This is a genomic window from Rhizobium sp. BR 250 (genome assembly GCF_047445855.1).
GTDB classification, from domain to species: domain Bacteria; phylum Pseudomonadota; class Alphaproteobacteria; order Rhizobiales; family Rhizobiaceae; genus Agrobacterium; species Agrobacterium tumefaciens_I.
The window spans coordinates 219,658-243,978 of sequence record NZ_JARWKW010000001.1 but is presented as its reverse complement, the minus strand read 5'-3'; the positions used below and the strand labels follow the sequence as shown (position 1 = coordinate 243,978).

Below are 24,321 nucleotides of genomic sequence, written 5' to 3'. Positions count from 1 at the left end.
TGCTCAGTCCATCCGCAGAACGATCTTGCCGAACACCTGGCGCGTTTCCATCCGCTCCAGCGCCCGGTCGATATCGTCGAAGGTCACTTCGGTATCGATGACGGGATGCACGATGCCGCGCGCCATCTTCTGCATGGCATTGGCCATGTTTTCCATGCGGCAGCCGAAGGAGCCGAGCAGCTTCAGCTGCTGCTGGAACAGCATCATCAGGTTGATTTCGGTGGAAACGCCCGAGGTGGAGCCACAGGTGACAAGACGGCCACCGCGCTTCAGCGAGAACATCGAGGCGACGAAGGTATCCTTGCCGACATGTTCGAAGACAACGTCGACACCCTTCTTTTTCGTCAGCTTGCGCACCACGCCTTCGAAACGGTCGGTCCGGTAGTTGATGACATGATCGGCCCCGAGCGCCTTCGCCCGTTCGATCTTGTCGTCCGAACCGACGGTGGTGATGACGGTGCAGCCCATCTTCTTGGCAAGCTGGATCGCCGCCGTGCCGATGCCGGAACCACCGGCATGGATGAGGATGGTTTCACCGGGCTCGAGCTTGGCATTGTCGAACAGCATGTGCTCGACGGTGCCGAAAGTCACCGGCGCAAGCGCCGCAGCAACGGCGTCAATGCCGTGCGGGGCCGGCACGAGCTGGCGGGCGGGAATATTGATCTTTTCCTGCGCGAAACCATCGAGATGGAAACCGTGCACGCCCTGAACATGTTCGCACAGATTGTCGCGGCCCTCGCGGCAGGGCTTGCAGAGCCCGCAGGTGCGCGCGCCGTAGACGGAAACAAGCTGGCCGGGCAGAACATTCGAAACGCCGGGGCCGATGGCCTCGACGACGCCGGAGGCTTCCGCACCGATGGTGAGCGGCATCTTGCGCTTGGCGAAAGCCATGCCGCGCCAGCCCCAAACATCGATGTGGTTGAGCGCCACGGCCTTGACGCGCAACGTCACCTCGCCCGGGCCCGGAGCATCCGGTTCGGGCAGGTCCACTTTTTCGAGCTTCCGGTCGTCCACGAGTTGAAGAGCGCGCATATATCAGTCCTTCGCCCGAGGGCGTTATCTAAAAATCATTCCAGCAGAACTCTGTAACGGTTTTGCGGCCGGAATGCGTAATCAAAGAAGCGAGAGCGTTTCCGCAATTCATTTGGAAACGCTCCTGTTAGTGACGAAACCGATCAGGCCGGTTCCCGTGTCATGACAAGGCTTGCATTCTGCCCGCCAAACCCGAAGGAGTTGGACAGAACCGCGCTCACCTGCGCATCCCGCTTCACATTCGGCACCACGTCGAGCGTGATGGTCGGATCGGGATTGTTGTAGTTGATCGTCGGCGGCAAGGTGCCGGTCAGCATGGTCTGCAGCGAGAACACCGCTTCCACGGCACCTGCTGCGGTCAAGGTGTGACCGATCATCGACTTGTTGGACGACAGCGGAATATCCTTCAGGCCTTCACCGAAGACGGCGAGCATCGAGCCATATTCCATCTTGTCGTTTTCGGGCGTCGAGGTGCCATGGGCGTTGATATAGCCGATATCGCTTTCAGCCACGCCCGCATCGGCCAGCGCCGCGCGGATCGTCGCAATCGCCGGGCCGCCATCGGGCGAAGAGCGCGTGCGGTGGAAGCTGTCGGCCTTTTCACCGGCGCCCTTGATGATGCCGAGCACCTTCGCGCCGCGTGCAACGGCGGATTCCAGCGATTCCAGAACCAGCGTCGCCGCACCTTCGGCAATCACGAAACCATCGCGATCCTTGCTGAACGGCTTGGAGGCCTTTTCCGGCGGGTCGTTCTGGGTCGAAAGCGCGGACAGAAGCGAGAAGCGGATCAGTGCCTCGGCGCTGACAGAACCGTCGGTCGCAACCGTGAGAGCACGTTCGGTACGGCCCTGGCGGATCGCTTCAACGCCAAGCTGGATTGCGGTCGCACCCGATGCACAGGCCGTGGACAGCGTGACCGGCAGGCCGCGTGTGCCGAAGCGATCGGAAAGGCGCTCGGAAATCGCACCGAAAAGCGCTGCTTCCTGGAAAGCCGGATCGGGACGCTGACGGAAGGCCGTCAGGAACCGCTCATAGGCATCGCCCGGCTGGGCAGCCGGCGGAGACCGGTCGGCAAGCTCGAAACGGGCGCTCCATTCCGGCTCGATTGGCGGAGCTGCGAGAAACAGAGGGCCGTCGAAATCGCCGGAGATACCGGCCTGCGCCAGTGCCTCGATGGTGGTTTCACGCGCGAAGGCATAAGAGCGCTCGACGGAATTCGGAACCGGGATGTCGATGAAATCCACCGTGCCGCTGATGCGGGTGGAGAGCCCTTCGGTCGGGAAACGGGTGATCTTGTGGATGCCCGACGTGCCGGCCGTCAAAGCCGCCCAGTTGTCCTCAAGCCCCTGTCCGAGCGAGGTGATGATGCCCATGCCGGTGACGGCGACGATCGGGCGACCGAGATGATCCCTGAAATTGGTCATGGTCTTTTCTCCTCACACGTCACGGGACAGGACGGCGACACCTTCGCCGCGCACATGGCCGACGGTGGTGACGACCGCTTCGGTTGCCGCTTCGCCCATGGGCTTTTCCGCGGCAGCATCGAAAGTAGGAACCTTCGCGCCGCTTTCAAGCGTGAGCGCCGCGAGCGCGAGGCCGAGCGGAAACTGTGCTTCAAGCCCATGGCCGGTGATGCCACCGAAACCGCGAATGGCGGCCTGCGGCAGGGCTTTTTCGAGAATGGTCTTTTCGCGGGCCGTGACATCGTCATAACCGCTGGCGCCGGAGAACACGACGGTCGCAGCGCTGTCCTTTGCAGGGGCCAGCAGGCGCTCCATGCGCTTTTCCAACTTGCCGTCATCGCGGCTGCCGCGGTCACCCTCGATGGCGTCGATGCGGGCATAGATGCGGGCGCCCCGCTCGCTGGCATGCTTGCGCGATTCCAGCACGAGGAATGCACCGAGCGAACCGGAAATCATGCCGCCGCCGTTCTGATCCTCACGCGACCACAGTGGCTGCCAGCCGCCCTGCGCATGTGCGCCGATGGCTTCGAACAGCAGGATCATGTCGGGACGTTCGGCGGAGAAGGCGCCGCCCACAAGGGCGTGGCTCGATTCGCCGGAACGGATGCGGTGGAACGCGGTTTCGACAGCGGAAATGCCGGCCGCTTCTTCGCCCATGAAGGTGCGCGACGACCCGGTGACCTTGTGCACAATGGAGATATTGCCGGCCATCAGGTTGGAAAGCTGGGCGAGAAACAACGTCGGGCGCAGCTCCGTCGTCAGCTTCTCGTTGAGCAGCTTTTCGCGGTCGTTGCGCTTCAGCGCCTCATCGACAATCAGCGTATCGACATTGATGTCGCGTTCACCGCCGCCGGCAGCAACGATCATGTCCATGGTGGCGCAGGCTTCGGCATTTTCCTTCAGGCCGGCATCGTCGAGTGCGAGACCCGCGGCGAAAACGCCGAGACGCTGCCAGTTCTCCATCTGGCGCTGGTCACCACGCTTGGCGATCTGGGCCGACCAGTCGATTTCCGGCATGGGATGGACCGGATAGGGCTTGAACTTTTCGGTCTCGACAACCGGCTCCGGCACGGCGGCTCCAGAAAGAAGCGCCACATGCGCCTGGCTGCCAACGCCGTGACAGGTCACGATGCCGACCCCTGTTATCACCACATCATTGTCAGATTTCATCGTCTGTCATCCTTTGCAGCCGGCCCCGCCGAAACGGTCACGGCTATCCACAGCGGTTGCGAACAACCACTTCATGCGTTGCGGAATAAAGCGCGCGATGCGGATTGGCAATGGTGAAGGCCCGATCCGCCGTCGCGAGCCCACGATTTTCACGCGTCAAAACCTGGCCGACGGGAAAAACGCTCCCCTTAGAAACGGGCGGAAGCGCTTATTTCTGCGCATCCGCGGCAATCGCCGCCATCAGGCCGACTTCCTCGGCCCGCTTCCTGACGATGGGCGCGAGCGGAATTTCGCTGAAGGGCATCGTCCTGAGTTTGAGCTGCGCGTCGCAAACCTTCTTGCCATCCGAGGTGATCTTCGCCTTGGTAACGGCAAAGCCCGAACCGTCATGCTCCAGCACGGCCTCGATATCGAGAACCGCGCCGGGCTCCACGAAGGTACGCATCTTGGCACCATCGACCGACATCAGGAACGGCATGGAGGCAAAATCGGAAAATGCCAGAACCAGCATGCCGGAGGCCTGCGCCATCGTCTCGATCAAGAGCACACCCGGAACCAGCGGCATGCCGGGAAAGTGGCCTTCGAAAACCGGGCTCTTGTCGGGAACAACGGACTGCGCCTTCAATGTGCGCGTCGTCATGTCCACGGCCTCGACCTTGTCGATCATCTGGAAATATTCAAGCAGCATCCGTCCGGCCCGTTTCTGGTCGGTTGCGACCCGCCATTACAGGCTGGGTCCAGAAAGAAAAATGCCCGCCGGAAGCGGGCATTGTCACATCAGCCCTTGGCTGCGCGCAATTCGTCGATCTTGGCACAGAGGTTCTTCAGCACGAAGTACTCTTCGGTGGAAACCTTGCCTTCGTTGACTTCCTGCGTCCACTGCTCGAGCGGGATCTTGATGCCGAATTCCTTGTCGATCGCGAAAACGATATCAAGAAAGTCGAGGCTGTCGATGCCCAGATCGTCGATCGTGTGGCTCTCCGGCGTAATGGTTTCGCGGTCGATTTCGCTGGTTTCGGCGATAATGTCGGCAACCTTGTCGAATGTAGCTGTCACGCCCATAATCCTTATTGTCGTTCGTATGAATTATCCTGTCTGACGCACCACATAGGCAAGTCGCACAAAAAAGCCAATGGTTTCGTGACGTAACTTTGAAATTTGCCCCAAAACTGTTGCCTAAACAGCAACCGAATGGCGGCCGCGTCCATTGCCGAGATAGGTGTCGAAGATTGCCGCGATATTACGCACGAAGGGTTTCCCCGTCTCCGTGACGGCAAAAATCCCGGCTTCCATACGCACCACACCATCGCTGTTGCCGGCGGCGAATTGCTGCGCCTGCGTCCGCACGGAATGGCTCGCCCTGCCGAAACGGTGATCGATATCCGCGAAGTCGAGCGCGAAATCGCACATCAGCCGCTCAATGACATGCGAGCGCACATGATCCTCTTCCGACAGTTCTATGCCCTTGACGACGGCAAGCCCGCCCTCGCCCACCATGCGCTGATATTCCCCCGTCGCCACCATGTTCTGCACGTAACCCTGCGGCAACCGGCCGATGGAGGATGCACCGAGCCCGATCAGCGCATCGGCCGTATCGGTGGTATAACCCTGGAAATTCCGCCGCAGGGCGCCGGCTTCGACAGCCTGGCATAAAGTGTCCGCCGGCTTGGCAAAGTGGTCGATGCCGACTGCGCGATATCCCGCCTGCTTCAGCATCTCGCCCGCCATCGTCATCTGACGATAACGCTCGGCAACGTCGGGAAGCGCGTGTTCGGGGATCAGCGACTGGTGTTTTTTCATCCACGGCACATGGGCATAACCGAAAAGCGCCACCCGGTCCGGATTTAGCGAGACGATCTGATCCACTGTCTTCTTCAGCGTCTCGCAGGTCTGGAACGGCAGGCCATAAAGAATGTCGCAATTGACGGAGTGAACACCCCTCGCCCGCACGGCATCCACAACGGATTTCGTCTGTTCAAAGGACTGGATGCGGTTGATGGTTTTTTGCACTTTGTCATCAAAGTCCTGCACACCGAGGCTGGCGCGCGACATGCCAACGGCGGCAAGCGCATCGTAACGGCTGTCATCAAGATCGTTCGGGTCCATCTCGACACTGATCTCGGGGTCCAGCCCGAAGGTGAAATGCCGCCGCAGACAGTCCATCAGGCTCTGTATGTCCTCCGGCTTCAGCATGGTGGGCGAACCACCGCCGAAATGCACGGCGCTCACCACCGCATCGGGTGAAACAAGCGCGCCGACGGCTACAATCTCCTGCTTAAGTGCTTCAAGATAAACGGCAATCGGCTCATATTTCAGCGTGTGCTTGGTGTGGCAGGCACAGAACCAGCACAGCCGGTCACAATAGGGAATGTGCAGGTAAAGCGATATGCGGTTCCTGTGGCCAAGCGCGCCGAGCCAGCCGCGATAGGTCGTATGATCGATTCCCTCGTGGAAATGCGGCGCGGTCGGGTAGCTCGTGTAACGCGGCACTGCACCCGAATATTTGCGAAGAAGTTCGGTATTCATCACCGGATTTGCCTTTTATCAAGAAAATGTCGATTTCCTCTCTTTCAGTAACCGCTGCGACAGTTTGCAACTTTGACTTCAATCAAATTGCGCCATAAGTTCTTGCTAAAGTAGACGCGGGGACGACGGCTACATGGCGCAAGCCTTCAACAAGACCGGATTTGACACCCACGGTCGCATTCGTTCCGAAAAAGCCAGCATTGGAAAAGGCTTATGGACACGCTGCAGAAGACCATCCACAATTCCGAAGAACCCGTCGTCTGCCGCTCTTGCGAGGCGCGACACGGCGGTCTTTGCAGCACGCTGACACCACAGCAACTGTGCGATCTGAACCGCCATTCCAGCCGCAAGAAACTGGAAGCGGGCAATGAGCTTCTCGGCCAGGGTGAGCTCGTCACCTCCTATGGCAACATTCTCAATGGTGTGGTGAAGCTCTCCAAGATGATGTCGGATGGCCGACAGCAGATCGTCGGCCTGCAATTCGCGCCGGATTTCCTCGGCCGTCCCTTCCTGGCCGAAAGCAAGATGACGGCGGAAGCCGCGACCGATGTGGAGATTTGTCTCTTCCCGCGCCGCGTTGTCGACCGCATGGTCTCCGAAGTGCCTGACATGGAACGCAAGCTCCACAACCAGTCCCTGAAGGAACTGGACGAGGCGCGCGACTGGATGCTGACGCTGGGGCGTAAATCAGCACAGGAAAAGGTTGCCAGCTTCCTTTATATGATCGCCACGCATATCGACCCGGAAAATGAAGACAAATCCTGCTTCGACCTGCCGCTTTCACGGGCCGATATTGCTGATTTCCTTGGCCTCACCATCGAGACAGTTAGCCGGCAAATGACAAAGTTGCGCAAGGAAGGCATTATCCGCATCGAGAACAACCGCCATATCACGGTGCCTGATCTCGACGTTCTGAGCGAAGCCGCCGGTAACGACTGACAAAATTTCCCTGTCACTGCCCCTGAAACGCGGATGCCCCGAAATTGATGTGTGGCGCCCGCGCCTGAGCGGGTGCGAGCGCAAAACCGGCAAGAACCAGCAAAGCGGCGATGCATTTCATGATATTTCACCCCGTGCCCCGCTTTTTCAGCGGCCTGTTTGTTATGGCCGCATCATAGGCGGCAAACCGCCTCCATCCGCTTAACATCTTCGGTAAGCGGATGGTTCAGAGGCAGGGTAAAGAAGGGGTTAGGATTGCCACGCCCTTAGACAAACCTCTCGAGGTAATCAGGCCCTGAACGTGGCGAGCGATAGCAGGACAAAAGAAAGAGGGCTGGACATACCAAACAGCACAAAAGCGAAGACGCAGGCAACTCCGTAGGCCAGCCACACGAAACGATATCTCGTGGCCGCGCCCAACAAACAAACTACAAGATTCAGAAAGAAGATGAATGTACCCGACGCCAACGACGGGCTCACATCAAATAGGCGTAGGATAAGAGGCAAAACGCCCAAAAAAACTATCAGGGCTAAAAGCACCCTAGGATCGCGCGTTGAGATCAAAACCGATTTTCTCATAACTCAGCGCCAAAGCAAATTACGTCAGGAGCTATTGCGAAGCAGGCGTCGCAACCGGCTTCTGGTTTTCGGCAAGCGCCCGCAGTTCGGCCACCCGGCGCTTGTATTCAGCTTCCGAAATCTGGCCGTTGCGCCGTGCCGCACCGAGGCGCGAAAGGCTTGTTTCCATCTTGGAGGCCTCGTCATCACCCATCTGGCTGCCCGCAGCCGTCAGCGGCTGGGAGAAGGTCGGATAGGTGTCGGTGTCGCGCTTCTGGCTCACCGCAGTATCGCTGACGGGCCGCGGACCGACGATTTCGGTCGTCGGGCGGCGCATATGGGCCGGTGCGACGATAGGCTCCGGGGCCTTGCAGGCCGCAAGCGTGGTGACGAGCATGGCACCGGAGAGCGAAAGCACAGCGATTCTCGCGGCATTTTCCGCATATGTTCCGAATGTGCCCATCTGCTTGCCCATCGTCATGTTCCGCCTGTAAGGATATCTGCCGATATCGAATTCGACCGCGGTTCGGCGCTTTACGCGCCTCCCCTTGCTGGTGGAACTTGTATTCGTTTTCATGCAGAATGTGCAAACACAAATTTGGTGGAGGATCGTGCATGGCAGGTGTTGACGGCGGGGGGGCGAAAAAGGGTGGCAAAACGCCCGGCTTCGACGCCAGTTCCGCCGAGGCCTACCTGATCCGCGACCCCGAAACCTTCGCGATCAACATCGCCCGCGCACTCGAAAACCTCGGCAAGGCCGCCTCGGAATGGCTGGCGCCGCGCGAACGCGGCGAAATTCCCCAGGCAAGCGCCGACCCGATGACCGACCTCATCAAGACGCTCTCCGACGTCGCCGAATACTGGATGGCCGAGCCGAAGCGGTCGCTGGAAGCGCAGACCCATCTTCTCTCCAGCTATTACGACCTCTGGGCAAAATCGCTGGCACAATTTTCCAGCGAGGCCGATTCGCACTCGGAAAATGCGGCCGAAAGCGGCCCTGCCCAACGCAGAAGCAAGCGTTTTGCCGATGCCGACTGGCAGGCCAATCCGTTCTTCGATTTCCTGCTGAAAGCCTACCAGACCACCGTCGGTTTCGCCGACCGGATGGTGACGGAGGCCGAAGGCCTCGACGAGCACACCCGCACCAAGGCGCTGTTCTACATGCGGCAGGTCACGGAGGCTCTCTCTCCGGCCAATTTTGTCTTCACCAATCCGCAGGTCTTCCGCGAAACGGTCGCCTCCAGCGGCGCCAATCTCGTCAAGGGCATGGCGCAGCTGGCGGAAGATGTCGCGGCCGGCAATGGCCATCTGAAACTGCGCCAGACCGATTACAGCAAATTCGTCATCGGCCAGAATATCGCCGCCACCCCCGGCAGGGTGGTGGCGAAAAGCCCGCTCTGCGAAATCATCCATTATGCCCCGACGACGGAAAAGGTCTTCAAACGGCCGCTGCTGATCGTGCCGCCGTGGATCAACAAATTCTACATTCTCGACCTCAACCCGCAGAAATCCTTCGTCGGCTGGTGTCTTGAGCAGGGCCACAGCGTCTTCATGGTCTCCTGGATCAACCCGGATGCACGCCTCGCCGAAAAGGGCTGGGACGACTATGTCCGCGAGGGTATCGATTTCGCGCTCGACACCATCGAGGAACGGACAGGCGAGAAGGACATCAACGCCATCGGTTATTGCGTCGGCGGCACGCTTCTTTCTTCGGCGCTGGCGCTGCATGCGCAGGAGGGCAATGAGCGCATCCGCAGCGCCACGCTGCTGGCCGCCCAGACGGATTTCATCCATGCCGGCGACCTCAAGGTCTTCATAGACGAAGGCCAGCTGGCGGCGCTCGACAAGCACATGCAGGCGGTCGGTTATCTCGATGGCTCGATCATGGCCACCGTTTTCAACATGCTGCGCGCTTCCGATCTCATCTGGCCCTATGTGGTGGATAATTACCTGCGCGGCACCGAGCCCCTGCCCTTCGATCTCCTCTACTGGAATTCGGATTCGACCCGGGTGACCGCCGCAAGCCACTCCTTCTATCTGCGCAATTGTTATCTCGAGAACAATCTCGCCCGAGGATTGATGCGCGTTGCCGGCAAGCGCATCAATCTCGGCGATATCACGATCCCCGTCTACGATCTCGCGACCCGCGACGACCATATCGCGCCGGCAAAATCAGTCTTCACGGGTGCTGGGCTGTTCGGCGGGCCGGTGGAATTCGTGCTCGGCGCGTCCGGTCACATAGCAGGCGTCGTCAATCCGCCGCAGCTCGAAAAATATCAATATTGGACAGGGCCGTCACCGGCCGGAGACTTCGACGCCTGGCGGGCTGCCGCTACGGCCCACAAGGGCTCGTGGTGGGTGCACTGGCAGAACTGGATCGAAGACCAGAACGCCGAGAAGGTGAAAGCGCGGAAGCCGGGGGCCGGCAAGCGGCCCGTACTCGGCGATGCGCCGGGAACCTACGTCCTTTCCTGACCACGCCCATCATTTCTCACCTTCAAGGCCCCATGTTCTTCACGCCCCCACTTATTCCCGCCACGCTCGTTTCCCGTTACAAGCGCTTCCTGTTCGATGCCGTCCTGGAAGACGGCACGGCGATCACCGGTTCCTGCCCCAATACCGGCTCCATGCGTGGGCTCACCACACCGGGTTCCCGCATCTGGCTCTCCGAACATGACAGCCCCACGCGCAAATATCGCCACATGCTGGAAATGGTCGAGGCCGATGGCACGGTGGTCGGCATCAATACCGGCATGCCGAACCGGCTGGCGGAAGAAGCGATCCTCACCGGCCGTATTCCAGAACTTGCCGGCTATTCGACAATCCGCCGCGAACAGAAATACGGGCGCAATTCCCGCATCGATTTCCTGCTGTCGGAAGAAGGTCGGCCGGATGCCTATGTGGAGGTGAAGAACGTGCATTTCATGCGCGAGAAAGGCCTCGCCGAATTTCCCGACACCGCCACCAAACGCGGCGCCAAACATCTGGAGGAACTGGGTGACGCAGCGGAAGCTGGTTGCCGTGCGGTGATGCTTTATCTCATCCAGCGCGACGATTGCGAGCGGATGCGCATCTGCGACGATCTCGATCCCGTCTATGCGCTGGCGTTTCAACGGGCGATGGCGCGCGGCGTGGAGGCCTATGCGGTGAAATGCACGGTCTCGCCCTCACAAATTTCGGTCAACGGAACGGTTAAGATGGACGAATGGCGTCCGGCTGTTTTATGAACAGGGACGTAAAGAGACAGAAAGCACTATGATGGTCACCTATATCGACGCAGCCTCCGCCCCCCTCAAAAACACAGGCGTCATCCGCCTTTACAGCCCTGAGGATTTTGATGGCATGCGCAAGGCGTGCCAGCTGACGGCACGCTGCCTCGATGAGCTGGCGGCGATCGTCAAGCCGGGCGTGACGACCGACGCCATCGACCGTTTCGTCTTCGAATTTGGTGCCGACCACGGCGCGCTGCCGGCAACGCTGAATTATCGCGGTTATACGAAATCCGTCTGCACCTCGATCAACCACGTCGTCTGCCACGGCATTCCGGATGAAAAGCCGCTGCGCGAAGGCGATATCGTCAATATCGACGTGACCTATGTGCTTGACGGTTGGCACGGCGATTCGAGCCGCATGTATCCGGTCGGCCAGATCAAGCGCGCTGCCGAACGGCTGATGGAAGTGACCTATGAATGCCTGCTGCGCGGCATAGCGGCGGTCAAGCCCGGTGTGCGTACCGGCGCGATCGGTGCGGCGATCCAGGCCTATGCGGAAGCGGAACGCTGCTCCGTTGTGCGTGATTTCTGCGGCCACGGCGTCGGACGCCTGTTCCATGACACGCCGAACATCCTGCATTACGGCCACCCCGACGAAGGCCCGGAAATCCGCGAGGGCATGATCTTCACCATCGAGCCGATGATCAATCTCGGCAAGCCGCATGTGAAGGTGCTCTCCGACGGCTGGACAGCGGTGACGCGCGACCGTTCGCTCTCCGCGCAGTATGAACATGCCGTCGGCGTGACAGCCACGGGCTGCGAAATCTTTACGCTGTCGCCGGGCGGCTTCGATCGTCCGGGCCTGCCGCCACTCGCATAAGGCCAGACCCGCCTATGGCAAAACGCCCTGCCCCGCCTTCCGCCGATCTTTCCACGACACCCGGCTTTGAGGCGGGCGAAGGCGATCTGTTCGACGGGGCGGATGAGCGCGGCTTTTTTGCCGAACCGCGAAGCGCGCCCAAGAAGGCCGAGCGGGCCGCAGCCGTTACGGAACAGGAAGCGGATGCCGCTCACTATCACGGCCACCGGGACCGGCTGCGGGCGCGTTACCGCGATGGCGGCGATGCTGCGCTTGCCGATTATGAATTGCTGGAACTGCTGTTGTTCCGGCTGATCCCGAGACGCGACACCAAGCCCATAGCCAAAGCCCTCATCACCCGTTTCGGAACATTGGGCGGCGTGCTTGGTGCGCCTTTGCCGCTGTTGCAGGAGGTGAAGGGCGTGGGCGAGGCCGTGGCGCTTGATCTGAAGCTCGTCGCTTCGGTGTCCCAGCGCATGCTGAAAAGCGAAATCCGCAACAAGCAGGTTCTCGGCTCCTGGTCGTCCGTCATCGACTATTGCCACGCCGCCATGGCCCATGAGACGCGCGAACAGTTCCGCATCCTGTTCCTCGACAAGCGCAATGTGCTGATCGCCGACGAGGTGCAGGGTCGGGGAACCGTGGATCACACGCCGGTCTATCCGCGCGAAGTGGTGCGCCGCGCCCTTGAACTTTCCGCTACTGCATTGATTTTAATACATAATCACCCGAGTGGCGACCCCACCCCTTCACGCGCGGATATCGAGATGACCAAAACCATCATCGATACCGCAAAGCCGCTCGGCATCGCCGTTCATGATCACATCATCATCGGCAAGGACGGCCATGCGAGCTTCAAGGGCCTTCGGCTGATCTGAAGCTGGCGGGTGCTAACGCGAAGATTATTTCCCGCCTGCAACCCACAAGAGCGACGTCAACACAAAATTAACACCCATAAATTAGCATTTCCGAAAATAATAAATCAAGGCATCGAACCTTGATGCCTTAAGGAACGGGGGTGCTTTATGCGTAATGGAGTACGTTTCTTTCGCGATCGATCCGGTTCGTCCGCAATCGAGTTTGCCATCGTCGCGCCAATCTTCTTTCTCGTCCTTTTGACCATGATCGCCTACGGCATCTATCTCATGGCGGCCTATTCGGTGCAGCAGGTCGCGGCCGATGCAGCGCGAACGGCGGTTGCCGGGCTGAATACGACCGAGCGACAGCAGCTTGCCCGGGATTTCGTCACCAAAAGCGATCTCAGCTACGCTTTCATGGACAAATCGCGCTTCACCGTCGATGTCGCCACCGATCCAGCCAATGCCAACCAGTTCACGGTGAAGGTCGAATACGACGCCAGCAACCTGCCGATCTGGAGCCTCTACAGCTACACCCTGCCCGAGCCGGTCATCCGGCGTTTTTCCACCATCCGGATCGGAGGAGCATGACATGCGCGATATCCATTCCCTGCTTCCCCGCTTCCTCAAGGACAGAACGGGCAACATCGCCATTTCGGCCGGGCTCACTGCACCGCTCTTCATCGGCATATTGGCGCTGGGCGTCGATTACGGTTATCTGACATTGCAGAAGCGGCAATTGCAGCAGACCGCCGATCTCGCGGCCATATCGGCAGCAGCCAGTTCCACCGACGCCGAGAAGGCCGTCCAGCAATATTTCGCCCTCAATGGCATGGATCTCGGCGTCAAGACGGACAAGGGTCTCCTGACCGCAAATGGGTTGCAGCCCTTCGATCCCTTGAATGAATTCGCCAGCAGCAAGGGTTATGCCGAAGTCATCAAGGGTCACTACGAACCGGATGCGACCGTACCGGTCGGCCAGCGTTTCGTCGACAATGCCCTGCCCACCAACGCGATCAAGGTGAACATTGTCGAGCAGGGGCAGATATTCTTCGCCTCCGCCTTCACCAAGCCGCCCAAGGTCTCGGCGGTGGGAACGGCCTCGTCGCAGAAGATCGCCGCATTTTCGGTGGGATCACGACTGGCGAGCCTCGATGAGGGAATTCTCAACAGCCTGCTCGGTGGCCTGCTCGGCACCACGGTGTCGCTGAAGCTCATGGATTACCAGGCGCTTCTCGCCGCCGATGTCAACGCACTGAAGATCGTCGAGGCGCTGGCCATCGATCTCAACCTCACCGCCGGCACCTACAAGGATGTGCTGAAGACGGAAATCACCTACGGCAAATTCCTCGACGTGCTGACAAAAACCACAGGGTTACAGCCGGCGGTGGTCAACATCCTGAATACGCTGCAAAAAACCGTCAACAAGAGCAACGTCAAGATCAAGCTTGAGGAAATCCTCAATCTCGGCCCTTTCTCCGACAAGCTGATCGGCACGGGTGAAAACCTCAAGGTGACAGCCGGCGTCTTCGATCTCATCAATGCCGCTGCCGTGGCGGGCAATGGCGGCAACCAGCTGGGGCTTAATCTCAACGCCAATATTCTCGGCCTCGCCTCGGTCAAGGCAACGCTCGCCATTGGCGAACCGCCCGTCGAAACGCCGTCGCTCGCCGTCGGTGGTCAGGGCACCATCGTGCGCACCGCGCAGACCCGGCTGGCGGTCAATGTCGTGGTAGATGGGTTGCAGGCCATTGCCGGCCTCAAGGTCAATATTCCGCTCTATGTGGAAGTTGCCCATGCCGAAGCGCGGCTTGCCGATATTCGCTGCACGGGCGGTGGACAGGGTACCGTCGATATCGAGGTCGTTCCCGGCGTCGCCGAAATCGCGCTCGGCAATGTCGATACCACGGCCTTTGCCAATTTCGGCAAGGACCCGCGCGTCACCAAGGCGGCCATCGTGGATTCAGCGCTGCTTGCCATCAATGGCAGCGCCCTCATCAACGCCACCAACATGACGAAGACCAAGCTGACCTTCACCCAGTCGGATATTACACAAGCCAAGATCAAGAGCGTCTCGACCAAGGACACCGTTACCACTCTTGTCAGTTCACTGCTGAAGAACCTCAACCTCGATATCCGGATTCTCTTCCTCAACCTCGATCTGGGAGGTCTGGCAGGCATTCAGTCAGCGCTTGCCAACACGCTCGCGGCAGTCACGGCTCCCGTCGATCAGCTGCTCTACAATGTGCTTCTGGTTCTCGGCGTCAAGATCGGCGAAGCCGATGTGCGCGTCACCGACGTCCGCTGCCAGCAACCGGCGCTGGTGCAATAGCTCAGCACCGCGCATGAAAAAGCCGCCGGAGGGTCTCCCGGCGGCTTTTTTCGTTCACGGCGTTACCTTACGCGTTGGCGATCGCCAGGCGCTTCTCGTCACGGCCGCTCTTCATGCGCTCGGACAGCAGGAACGCCAGTTCCAGCGCCTGATCGGCATTGAGACGCGGATCGCAATGGGTATGGTAACGGTCGGACAGCGAATCCGCCGTCACGGCGCGCGCGCCACCCGTGCATTCGGTCACGTCCTTGCCGGTCATCTCGATATGGATGCCACCCGGATGCGTGCCTTCGGCGCGGTGGATCTGGAAGAAGCTTTCGACTTCCGACAGGATGCGCTCGAACGGACGCGTCTTGTAGTGGTTGAGCGTGATCGTGTTGCCATGCATCGGATCGCAGGACCAGACGACCTTGCGGCCTTCCTTCTCCACCGCACGAATGAGCTTCGGCAGGCTATCCGCCACCTTGTCATGGCCGAAGCGGCAGATCAGCGTCAGACGGCCGGCCTCGTTTGCCGGGTTCAGCGCATCGATCAGCTCGATCAGATTGTCAGGCGTCAGCGACGGACCGCATTTCAGGCCGATCGGGTTCTTGATGCCGCGGAAATATTCCACATGCGCATGGTCGAGCTGGCGCGTACGGTCGCCGATCCACAGCATGTGCCCGGAGGTCGCATACCAGTCGCCGGATGTGGAATCGACGCGGGTCAGCGCCTCTTCATAACCAAGCAGCAGCGCTTCATGGCTGGTGAAGAAGTCGGTCTCGCGCAGGCTCGGATTGCTGTCCGCGCTGATGCCGATCGCCTTCATGAAATCCATGGTTTCGGAGATGCGGTCGGCCAGCTTGCGGTAACGGTCCGCCTGCGGGCTGTCCTTGATGAAGCCGAGCATCCACTGGTGAACGTTTTCAAGGTTGGCGTAACCACCCATGGCGAAAGCGCGCAGCAGGTTCAGCGTCGCCGCCGACTGGCGGTACGCGTCGAGCTGGCGCTCCGGGTTCGGAATGCGCGAAGCCTCGTTGAATTCGATGCCATTGATGATGTCACCGCGATAGGACGGCAGCGACACGCCATCCTGCACTTCCACGTTGGAAGAGCGCGGCTTGGCGAACTGGCCGGCAATACGCCCCACCTTCACGACAGGCAGCTGCGCGCCATAGGTCAGCACGACGGCCATCTGCAGGAAAGCGCGGAAGAAGTCGCGGATATTGTCGGCGCCATGCTCGAGGAAGCTTTCAGCACAATCGCCGCCCTGCATCAGGAAGGCGTTGCCTTCAGCCACATTGGCGAGCTGTTTTTTCAGGCGGCGGGCTTCACCTGCAAAGACCAGCGGCGGATAGGTCGCAAGGGTGGCTTCCGTGGCCGCAAGCGCTGCCGCGTCCGGATATTCGGGAACCTGCTGGATCGGTTTCTGTCGCCAGCTGCCGGGGGTCCAATTCTGTGCCATGTTCTTACCCTTTTTTCGCCCGCGCGACTGCCGCGCGACCGCCTCGAAAAATTGAGCGGCTTATAGCTCCAAGCATCGGCTTTGCATAGCCGATCCCCGAGCTAACAGGCTCATTCTGCCCGTTTTGGGCGCTCCAGATACACAAAAGTCAATTCAAACGATTTAACAACCCGCCGCCATCCGAAAAACATCGGTTTTCAAAGGGCGGCGGCGGATGCGTACAGCGATTATATCACGCCTGTATCGGCGTTACACACGCTCGCCGTTCACCACGCGGTAGCTCGGCGAATACATCGTCACCAGCTCTTCCGCCGCCGTCGGATGAACCGCCATGGTGCGGTCGAAATCATCCTTGGTGCAGCCGGCCTTCAGCGTGATGCCGAGAAGCTGCGCCATCTCGCCCGCCTCGTGGCCGAGAATATGGACGCCGACAACCTTGCGGTCGGCGGCATTGACGATCAGCTTCATGATCGTCTTTTCCTGACGGCCGGAAAGCGTCGCCTTCATCGGCCGGAACTGGGCGCGATAGACCTCAAGCTCCGGATATTTCTTGCCGGCTTCCTCTTCCGAGAGACCGACGGTGCCGATTTCCGGCTGCGAGAACACCGCCGTCGCGATCAGCTCGTGATCCGGCTTGGTCGGGTTGTTCTTGTATTCGGTTTCGATGAAGCACATCGCCTCGTGGATCGCCACCGGCGTCAGCTGTACCCGGTCGGTGACGTCACCCAGCGCAAAGATGTTCGGCACATTCGTGCGCGAATACTCGTCTACGATGATCGCGCCGCGCGCATCCACCTTCACACCGGCATTTTCGAGGCCGAGGCCCTTGGTGTTGGGATCGCGACCGAGCGCCAGCATCACCAGGCCGACATTGAGCGATTTGCCCTGCTTCGTGCGAGCCACGAAACCGTCCGCCCCGTCCTTGCGGACGTCCTCGATGATATCTTCCAGAAGGATGCGGATGCCCTTGGCCTCCATCGCTTCATGCAGGCCCTTGCGCATGTCCTGATCGAACCGCGACAGGATTTCCTTGCCGCGATAGATCAGTGTCGTTTCGACACCGAGCCCATGGAAGATATTGGCGAATTCCACGGCGATATAACCGCCGCCAGCGATCAGGATCGATTTCGGCAGCTCTTCCAGATTGAAGGCCTCGTTGGACGAGATCGTCAGCTCATGGCCGGGCAGCGCCCTGTGCTCGTTCGGGGTGCCGCCGACGGCAATCACGATACGCTCGGCAGTGAAGGTCTCGCCGGTCTTGATGAGTTTGACGGTGTGGGCATCGACCAGCTCCGCCCGGCTATCGAAAATATCGGCCTTGGCGTTTTCCAGCCCCTTGCGGTAAAGCCCTTCCAGACGGGCGATTTCCTTGTCCTTCGCCGCGATCAGCTTCTTCCAGTCGAAACGGCGCTCGCCGACGCTCCAGCCGAAACCTTCGGCATCCTCGAAATGTTCGGGGAATTGCGAGGCATAAACGAACAGCTTCTTCGGCACGCAGCCGCGGATGACGCAGGTGCCGCCATAACGATATTCTTCAGCGATCCCCACGCGCTTGCCGAGCGAGGCTGCCACGCGGCCGCTGCGCACGCCGCCGGAACCGCCACCGATGACGAAAAGATCGTAGTCATAAGCTGTCATAGTCAAACCCCTGATCAACACCGCGCCATGCATCCCGAGACGGGCGAGCGCGTATTCACGGCACATATAGGTGCTGCGACGCACAAATGAAAAGCCCGGTCCTGCGACCGGGCTTTGAATATTTCTGAAAGTGGCTTTTGCCTGGGCATCGGATTTTGCCGAAACCGCGTTACGCTTTTCGGCCCGGCGCCCTTCCTTCGATCAGGGCTTGTGTGCCGGAGCACCGCCCGTGGCGCTCTGATCGGCCGGAAGCGGCTTCAGATCAGCGCCGGCAACCTTCTGCAGCTCCGACATGGAGGCGGCATTGAGGTCACGGTTGATGCCGGCTGCCCAGATATCAGCTGCCTTCATCAGTTCGCGCGTAGCGATCGGGCCGTCCTTCAGAAGCTTCTTGCCGGCTTCACTGCTGTAGAAGGTGGAAATGGCGTTCAGCTCTTCAACGCTGAAGGCGCGCGCATAGGTCAGCGCTGCTTCGCGTTCCAGATCGGCGCGGCGCGGCGCAAGCTCGAGCGCCTTGGCATCGACGGTCTCGGTGATCGCGTCCTGCACATTCGGCGAGGCCTGAATGAGTTCGGCCTTCAGACGCTCCGCCAGACCCGGCAGAATGTCGTCAAAACGGTCGGTAACGCCAAGAGAGGTGATCGCCTGCCGTGCGGCAGCGATATGCGCTTCCGAAATTTCCTGAGCGCGTGCGGCAGTACCGAACACGATGCCGGAAATGAGGATCGAAGCAGCGGCAGCTTTGCCCAGTCCCGCTAGTTTGACCATGAAAATCTCGCTCCTGTTATACTGCCTGCATCACGCGGGCGCCTTCAGGACCCGCGATAATGGCAAGCGATGCCAAATTTATGAAAAGTCCGTGCTCGACAACACCGGGAATCGTGTTCAGCTCGCGTGCTAGCGCTTCTGCATCAGGAATACGGCCAAAAGATGCGTCGAGGATCAGGTGTCCGCCATCGGTCATGAAGGGGCCGTCGTCGGAAGAACGCAGCGCCAGCGTGCCGGAAAGCCCGGAACGGGATGCCAGTTTTTCGATGGCGATGCGTGTCGCCATCTGGCCGAAGGAATTGATTTCGATCGGAAGCGGAAAGGCGCCCAGCGTCTCCACCACCTTGCTCTGATCGGCGATGACGATCACGCGGGCAGACGCAGCCGCGACGATCTTTTCGCGCAGAAGCGCGCCGCCGCCGCCCTTGACGAGGCGCAGTGCATGATCCACCTCGTCCGCGCCATCAATGGTCAGGTCCAGTTCCGGCAATTCGTCGAGGGATTTCAGCGGCACGCCAAGCTCGACGCACAGACGCGCGGTACGCTCGGATGTCGGCACGCCCTCGACCTTCAGGCCGGCCGCGACCTTCTCGGCCAGCAGACGAACGAATTCCTCGGCCGTCGAACCGGTGCCGATACCCAGCCGCATCCCGTCCTGCACGTGGGACAATGCGGCCTCGGCGGCCTTGATCTTCATCTGGCGGGCATCCATGTGCCTGAAACTCCGGTAGCTTTATCGTCGCCGTGCTGTTTACACGGGTCGAAAGCCAAACGAAAGCCTTTTTCAAGGCAACGAACAGAACGTTGTGACGCGGTTGCAAAGACACGCCCCTTTGCCTAGGCTTGGCGCGAATGAAAGCACCGATAGCTCAGCACCCGTATTCCGCAAGAGGCCCGTTTCCGTGACATCCCGCCCGCTCTCCCCGCTCGCCATTTTTGACCTCGACGGCACGCTGGTCGATACCGCCGCCGATCTCGTCTCGAGCCTCAACCACACCATCGCCGCAGCCGGACTTGCCCCTGTCACCTATAACGACCTGACGCATCTCGTCGGCCAGGGCGCGCGGATAATGATCAAGCGCGCCTTCGCATTGCGCGAGACGGAATTGCCGGAAGCCGAGATCGAACCGCTTTATGAGCGTTTCATCGCCCACTACCGCGCCGAAATGCCCGGCGAAAGCCGGCCCTATCCCGGTATTATCAGCGCGCTGGATGCACTCTCGGAAGCCGGCATCACGCTCGCCGTCTGCACCAACAAGACCGAAATCCTCGCTTTGCCGCTGCTCGAAGAACTGGGCCTTACCCGTTATTTCGCCGCCATCACCTGCGGCGACACCTTCTCCTTCCGCAAGCCGGATGCGCGCCATATTCTCGGTACCATCGAAAAGGCCGGCGGTGACGTGCAGCGCTCGATCATGGTCGGTGACAGCATCAACGATATTCTCGCCGCAAGGAACGCGGCCGTGCCGTCGATCGGCGTGGCTTTCGGTTATTCGGATGTGCCGATGGTGGAACTCGAGCCGGATGTCGTGATCGACGATTTCGCTGAGTTGACGCCCGCGCTGTTCGAGGAACTGGTTGCGAAGGGTGCGGCCGCGGCCTGAGAGGCTGGATGTTGCCGTCACACCCGACATTCCTGACAGACTTTGCCTATAAACTAAAAAGCGCCGTTTCCGGCGCTTTTCTCGATGGTATGCTGATCAGATCGACGCGGCCCGCGCCTTCGTCGTCACGGCAAACGCCTTCTGCACATAGCTGTCGCGATCATAGACATCATCGAAGAACTGCACCTTGCCGTCCCTGTCCGGCCAAGCCGTAAAGTAAGCGACGTAGACCGGAACCTTCTCCGGCACCTGCACGGCGCGGTTCTTGCCGGACGCGATCTGTTCGCCGACCTTGTCGATGCTGGTGCCGAGAACCGCGGCCGCCATGCGGCGCGGATCGACGAGGCGGATGCAGCCATGGCTCAGCGCCCGCATGTCGCGGTTGAAGAAGCTCTTGGCCGGCGTGTCATGCATGTAGATGGCATGTGCGTTCGGGAACAGGATCTTCAGGTCGCCCAGCGCATTGTCGCTGCTCGGCGGCTGACGCACGGAAACCGCATTGGTGGAGCCGTACCAGTTGACGCTGGTGGAAGAAACCGCACGGCCGCCCACCTGCACCTCGTAACCGAGCCGGTCGAGATAGGACGGATCGCGGCGCAGCTTCGGCAGCATCTCGTTGACGATGATCGACTGCGGCACGCCCCAGTAAGGGTTGAACTCGACAGTCTGGATTTCGTCCTGGAAGAAATAGGTCTGGTTGGCCTTGGAGCCGACCACGACCTTCATGCCGAACTGTTCGGCGCCTTCATTGTGGTAATAGGCCATGAAGGCCGGCTGGTTGATGAAGACGTAACGCTGGCCAAGATCGGCCGGCAGCCAGCGGACCTGCTCCATGGCCACCTGCACCTTGGCGATCTTCACGTCATTGCTTTCGCCGACCATGGCGCGCACGGTGGCACGGCCGATGACGCCATCGGGTTTCAGGCCGTTTTCGCTCTGGAATGCCTTCACCAGGTCGACGAGATCGGGTGTATAATCCGGCGTCTGCTGATAGGCGGAAATGATCGCCGCATGCTCGGCCTTGAAGGCCGGCGAAGCGCGATGCTCGATCGCCTTGACGACATTGGCCATATCGGCGCTGCTATTGCCGGGTTTCAGCACCAGATCGGCAGGAACGCGAACGGTGTGAGCCGCGTCACCCTCGCCGCGCAGGCGGGCGAGTTCTGTCTTCAGCGCCAGATATTCGGCGCTCGACGGTTCACGGCTGCGCAGATAGGCGGCGACATCGGGGCTCAGGCCCGCAAGCTTCAGCACCGGTGCGAGGTTGACCGTCTTGCGCTTGAAATCGTGATAACCGGAAAGCCGGTTCGGATCGACGCGGCCACGGGTCGTATCCTGCACATAGGCAAGAACCTTGGCGGAAAGCGCCAGCTCAAACTGCATCTGTGCCCGCTGATAGGCATCGGACGCAGGTGCCGAGGCCGTCTCCACCGGCGTACCGGTTGCAGCCGTGCCGGAAGCATTGCTGATGCTGGCCGTCACATCCCTTGCCGGTGACGAAATGCTGTAATCGGCCGGATCGAGGCCACTTTCACCGACCGTCTCGAAAAAGGCGATGACAGCGTTGGCGCGCGCGGTCAACTCCCCTTCCGAAACCCACAGCGTCTTGCCGCCGGCGCCGTAATAGGCTTCCAGCGACTTGGCGATCTCGGGGGTAGCGCTGAACTTCAGATTGGCGAGGCCTTCACCGAAATTCGCGGTGTTCACGAGACGGGCCGTATCCGCCTTGTAGTCGTAATAGCGCGGGCCGGAAACACGCGGCAGCGGCTCGGGATCGGAAGCATCCGCACTTTGGCCTGCGCTCGATCCGGAGGGCGAGGTGACGATGCCGGCCGGCGGCAATTCACCGCGATCACGCGCGATCTTGCCGGGACCACCGCGCAAAAGATCCATCAGGGTCACCGCGCCGGCGCTGCCGGGAAGAGCGGTGGAAACGGAAAGACCGAGAGCCAGCACCAGCGCTGCCGATGTTTTTCCAGATGTGACTTGCAATTTGATCCTCGTAGCACCCAGCACCGCCTGCGAAACGGCGGGCATCAGTTTCATGCCTGTCTAGCCGATCAACGGCCCGTTGAAAAGAAAACGCCCAAAGCCCACAACCGTGCCGAAATGAACTTCATAATACAGCCAAAGCCATAAAAACGTAATTTCCAGAATTGGCGAGAATGGTTAAATTTCCATTTATTTCATTAACTTTGCCCTGGCTCACCGCCTTATTCGGACGGCCGTGAAACGCCGGTTTTCCGGCCTTTTCGCCACGTAGTAAAAATGACACGCCGTCGCCTTTTTCACCCTTCGTCGCCCCGGCTGGCGAAATCGCTTTTCCAGGGCGGGAAATATCTGCCCCTGCCGCATTGCAGCGCTTTCATTGCCGGCGCGATGATTCTATATATCGGCGCGCGCAAGGCGGACGAAGGCGCCGTTTTGGCGGAGGAACACGAGTAAAAAGGCAAGATTGATGACAGCCACACGGACGGAAACCGATACATTTGGCCCCATTGAAGTTCAGGCCGATCGCTACTGGGGCGCGCAGGCGCAGCGCTCGCTCGGCAACTTCAAGATCGGCTGGGAAAAGCAGCCCGCCTCTGTCGTTCGCGCACTCGGCATCGTCAAGCAGGCCGCCGCCCGCGCCAACATGGCGCTTGCCGGTCTCGATCCCAAGGTGGGCGACGCCATCATTGCCGCCGCGCAGGAAGTCATCGACGGCAAGCTGACCGAGCATTTCCCGCTCGTCGTCTGGCAGACCGGCTCCGGCACCCAGTCCAACATGAATGCCAATGAGGTGATTTCCAACCGCGCGATCGAAATGCTCGGCGGCGAAATGGGCACCAAGAAGCCTGTCCACCCCAATGACCACGTCAATATGAGCCAGTCCTCGAACGACACTTACCCGACGGCGATGCACATCGCCTGCGTGGAAGAGATCGTTCACCACCTGCTGCCCAGCCTCAAGCACCTGCACAAGGCGCTGGAAGCCAAGGTCAAGCAGTTCGAGAAGATCATCAAGATCGGCCGCACCCACACGCAGGATGCGACCCCGCTGACGCTCGGCCAGGAATTCTCCGGTTACGCCGCGCAGGTCGCCTCCGCCATCGCCAACATTGAAACCACCCTGCCCGCGCTTTCCAAGCTCGCCCAGGGCGGCACGGCCGTCGGCACGGGCCTCAACGCTCCCATCGGTTTTGCCGAAAAGGTTGCCGACGAGATTTCCAAGATCACCGGCCTTTCCTTCGTCACCGCGCCGAACAAGTTCGAAGCGCTTGCCTCGCATGATTCCATGGTCTTCTCGCATGGCGCGATCAATGCGGCTGCCGCTGCACTCTTCAAGATCGCCAACGACATCCGCTTCCTCGGTTCAGGCCCGCGCGCCGGTCTCGGTGAATTGTCGCTGCCGGAAAACGAGCCCGGCTCGTCGATCATGCCCGGTAAGGTCAACCCCACCCAGTCGGAAGCACTGACCCAGGTCTGCGCCCACATCTTCGGCAACAACGCGGCGCTCTCGTTTGCCGGCTCGCAGGGCCACTTCGAGCTCAACGTCTACAACCCGATGATGGCCTACAACTTCCTGCAGTCCGTCCAGCTTCTGGGCGATGCGGCCGTCTCCTTCACCGACAATTGCGTCGTCGGCATCGAGGCGCGTGAAGACAATATCCGCAAGGGCGTTGAAAACTCGCTGATGCTGGTGACGGCGCTGAACGGCAAGCTCGGCTACGACATCTGCGCCAAGATCGCCAAGACTGCACACAAGAACGGCACGACGCTGCGCGAAGAGACCGTCGGCGGCGGATACCTCACCAACGAGGAATTCGACCAGTTTGTGCGCCCGGAAAACATGATCGGGCCGAAGTGAGCCGGGTCATACGCAACGGACATGGAAACGGGCCTTCGGGCCCGTTTTTGCTTTGGGCATGAGAGGCGA

21 protein-coding genes are annotated in these 24,321 nt (G+C 60.2%); 9 read left to right on the top strand and 12 right to left on the bottom strand.

Features of this window, described 5'->3' with window-relative positions; genetic code table 11:
- Window positions 1-3 precede the first annotated feature (3 nt).
- The 6 genes from QD336_RS01190 to hemN all read right to left on the bottom strand — a co-directional run bounded on the left by QD336_RS01190 (window position 4) and on the right by hemN (window position 6,191).
- Entirely contained in the window at window positions 4-1,032 is a 1,029-nt protein-coding gene (locus QD336_RS01190) for a zinc-binding dehydrogenase (protein WP_006316337.1), read from the bottom strand.
- A 143-nt stretch (window positions 1,033-1,175) separates the two neighbouring features.
- Complete coding sequence (locus QD336_RS01185) at window positions 1,176-2,456, bottom strand: beta-ketoacyl-ACP synthase (protein ID WP_499168946.1); 1,281 nt, start codon at window positions 2,454-2,456, stop codon at window positions 1,176-1,178.
- Window positions 2,457-2,468: 12 nt separating this feature from the next.
- Entirely contained in the window at window positions 2,469-3,665 is a 1,197-nt protein-coding gene (locus QD336_RS01180; RefSeq protein WP_499168945.1) for a beta-ketoacyl-ACP synthase, read from the bottom strand.
- A gap of 208 nt (window positions 3,666-3,873) precedes the next feature.
- Window positions 3,874-4,353, bottom strand: coding sequence for a 3-hydroxyacyl-ACP dehydratase FabZ family protein (locus tag QD336_RS01175; RefSeq protein ID WP_269341279.1), 480 nt, complete (start codon window positions 4,351-4,353; stop codon window positions 3,874-3,876).
- An 89-nt stretch (window positions 4,354-4,442) separates the two neighbouring features.
- The gene (locus tag QD336_RS01170) at window positions 4,443-4,727 is read right to left on the bottom strand and encodes an acyl carrier protein (RefSeq protein ID WP_003495848.1); all 285 of its coding nucleotides are present in this window, start codon (window positions 4,725-4,727) and stop codon (window positions 4,443-4,445) included.
- A gap of 114 nt (window positions 4,728-4,841) precedes the next feature.
- Window positions 4,842-6,191 (bottom strand): oxygen-independent coproporphyrinogen III oxidase, encoded by a 1,350-nt coding sequence (hemN, locus tag QD336_RS01165; protein ID WP_499168943.1) that lies wholly within the window; start codon window positions 6,189-6,191, stop codon window positions 4,842-4,844.
- A 213-nt stretch (window positions 6,192-6,404) separates the two neighbouring features.
- On the opposite strand from hemN, the gene fnrN reads away from it, so the two are divergent.
- The gene (gene fnrN / locus QD336_RS01160; RefSeq protein ID WP_269341277.1) at window positions 6,405-7,130 is read left to right on the top strand and encodes a transcriptional regulator FnrN; all 726 of its coding nucleotides are present in this window, start codon (window positions 6,405-6,407) and stop codon (window positions 7,128-7,130) included.
- A gap of 610 nt (window positions 7,131-7,740) precedes the next feature.
- Here fnrN and QD336_RS01155 read toward each other — a convergent pair.
- Window positions 7,741-8,265: a hypothetical protein gene (locus QD336_RS01155; protein WP_499168942.1), complete on the bottom strand. Its 525-nt coding sequence runs from the start codon at window positions 8,263-8,265 to the stop codon at window positions 7,741-7,743.
- A gap of 38 nt (window positions 8,266-8,303) precedes the next feature.
- Between QD336_RS01155 and QD336_RS01150 the strand changes: the two genes are divergently transcribed.
- From QD336_RS01150 to QD336_RS01125, 6 genes are all read left to right on the top strand, one after another.
- Window positions 8,304-10,163: a PHA/PHB synthase family protein gene (locus tag QD336_RS01150; RefSeq protein WP_499168941.1), complete on the top strand. Its 1,860-nt coding sequence runs from the start codon at window positions 8,304-8,306 to the stop codon at window positions 10,161-10,163.
- A gap of 32 nt (window positions 10,164-10,195) precedes the next feature.
- On the top strand, window positions 10,196-10,915 hold the full coding sequence (gene sfsA / locus QD336_RS01145) for a DNA/RNA nuclease SfsA (RefSeq protein WP_499168940.1): 720 nt from the start codon (window positions 10,196-10,198) through the stop codon (window positions 10,913-10,915).
- A gap of 31 nt (window positions 10,916-10,946) precedes the next feature.
- On the top strand, window positions 10,947-11,780 hold the full coding sequence (map, locus tag QD336_RS01140) for a type I methionyl aminopeptidase (protein ID WP_499169249.1): 834 nt from the start codon (window positions 10,947-10,949) through the stop codon (window positions 11,778-11,780).
- A gap of 14 nt (window positions 11,781-11,794) precedes the next feature.
- Window positions 11,795-12,637, top strand: coding sequence for a RadC family protein (radC, locus tag QD336_RS01135; RefSeq protein ID WP_499168938.1), 843 nt, complete (start codon window positions 11,795-11,797; stop codon window positions 12,635-12,637).
- Between the two features lie 147 nt (window positions 12,638-12,784).
- Window positions 12,785-13,207: a TadE/TadG family type IV pilus assembly protein gene (locus tag QD336_RS01130; protein ID WP_269341272.1), complete on the top strand. Its 423-nt coding sequence runs from the start codon at window positions 12,785-12,787 to the stop codon at window positions 13,205-13,207.
- A 1-nt stretch (window position 13,208) separates the two neighbouring features.
- Entirely contained in the window at window positions 13,209-14,948 is a 1,740-nt protein-coding gene (locus QD336_RS01125) for a TadG family pilus assembly protein (protein ID WP_269341271.1), read from the top strand.
- A gap of 67 nt (window positions 14,949-15,015) precedes the next feature.
- Here the strand turns inward: QD336_RS01125 and QD336_RS01120 are convergent, their stop codons facing one another.
- The 4 genes from QD336_RS01120 to rpiA form a co-directional block, all read right to left on the bottom strand.
- Window positions 15,016-16,392: a class II 3-deoxy-7-phosphoheptulonate synthase gene (locus QD336_RS01120; RefSeq protein ID WP_269341270.1), complete on the bottom strand. Its 1,377-nt coding sequence runs from the start codon at window positions 16,390-16,392 to the stop codon at window positions 15,016-15,018.
- A gap of 249 nt (window positions 16,393-16,641) precedes the next feature.
- Window positions 16,642-18,030: a glutathione-disulfide reductase gene (gene gor / locus QD336_RS01115; RefSeq protein ID WP_499168936.1), complete on the bottom strand. Its 1,389-nt coding sequence runs from the start codon at window positions 18,028-18,030 to the stop codon at window positions 16,642-16,644.
- A gap of 201 nt (window positions 18,031-18,231) precedes the next feature.
- Window positions 18,232-18,798 carry a DUF2059 domain-containing protein gene (locus QD336_RS01110; RefSeq protein WP_269341268.1) on the bottom strand — a complete coding sequence of 189 codons (567 nt, stop codon included), beginning with the start codon at window positions 18,796-18,798 and terminating at the stop codon, window positions 18,232-18,234.
- A gap of 16 nt (window positions 18,799-18,814) precedes the next feature.
- A complete protein-coding gene (gene rpiA / locus QD336_RS01105; protein WP_269341267.1) occupies window positions 18,815-19,510 on the bottom strand; it encodes a ribose-5-phosphate isomerase RpiA in 696 nt (231 codons plus the stop codon).
- Between the two features lie 190 nt (window positions 19,511-19,700).
- On the opposite strand from rpiA, the gene QD336_RS01100 reads away from it, so the two are divergent.
- On the top strand, window positions 19,701-20,402 hold the full coding sequence (locus QD336_RS01100; RefSeq protein ID WP_269341266.1) for an HAD family hydrolase: 702 nt from the start codon (window positions 19,701-19,703) through the stop codon (window positions 20,400-20,402).
- A 96-nt stretch (window positions 20,403-20,498) separates the two neighbouring features.
- Here QD336_RS01100 and QD336_RS01095 read toward each other — a convergent pair whose 3' ends face one another.
- A complete protein-coding gene (locus tag QD336_RS01095) occupies window positions 20,499-22,448 on the bottom strand; it encodes a L,D-transpeptidase family protein (RefSeq protein ID WP_499168934.1) in 1,950 nt (649 codons plus the stop codon).
- 412 nt (window positions 22,449-22,860) lie between these two features.
- On the opposite strand from QD336_RS01095, the gene fumC reads away from it, so the two are divergent.
- Window positions 22,861-24,252, top strand: a complete 1,392-nt coding sequence (gene fumC / locus QD336_RS01090; protein WP_496153802.1) for a class II fumarate hydratase — start codon at window positions 22,861-22,863, stop codon at window positions 24,250-24,252.
- Window positions 24,253-24,321: the final 69 nt, after the last annotated feature.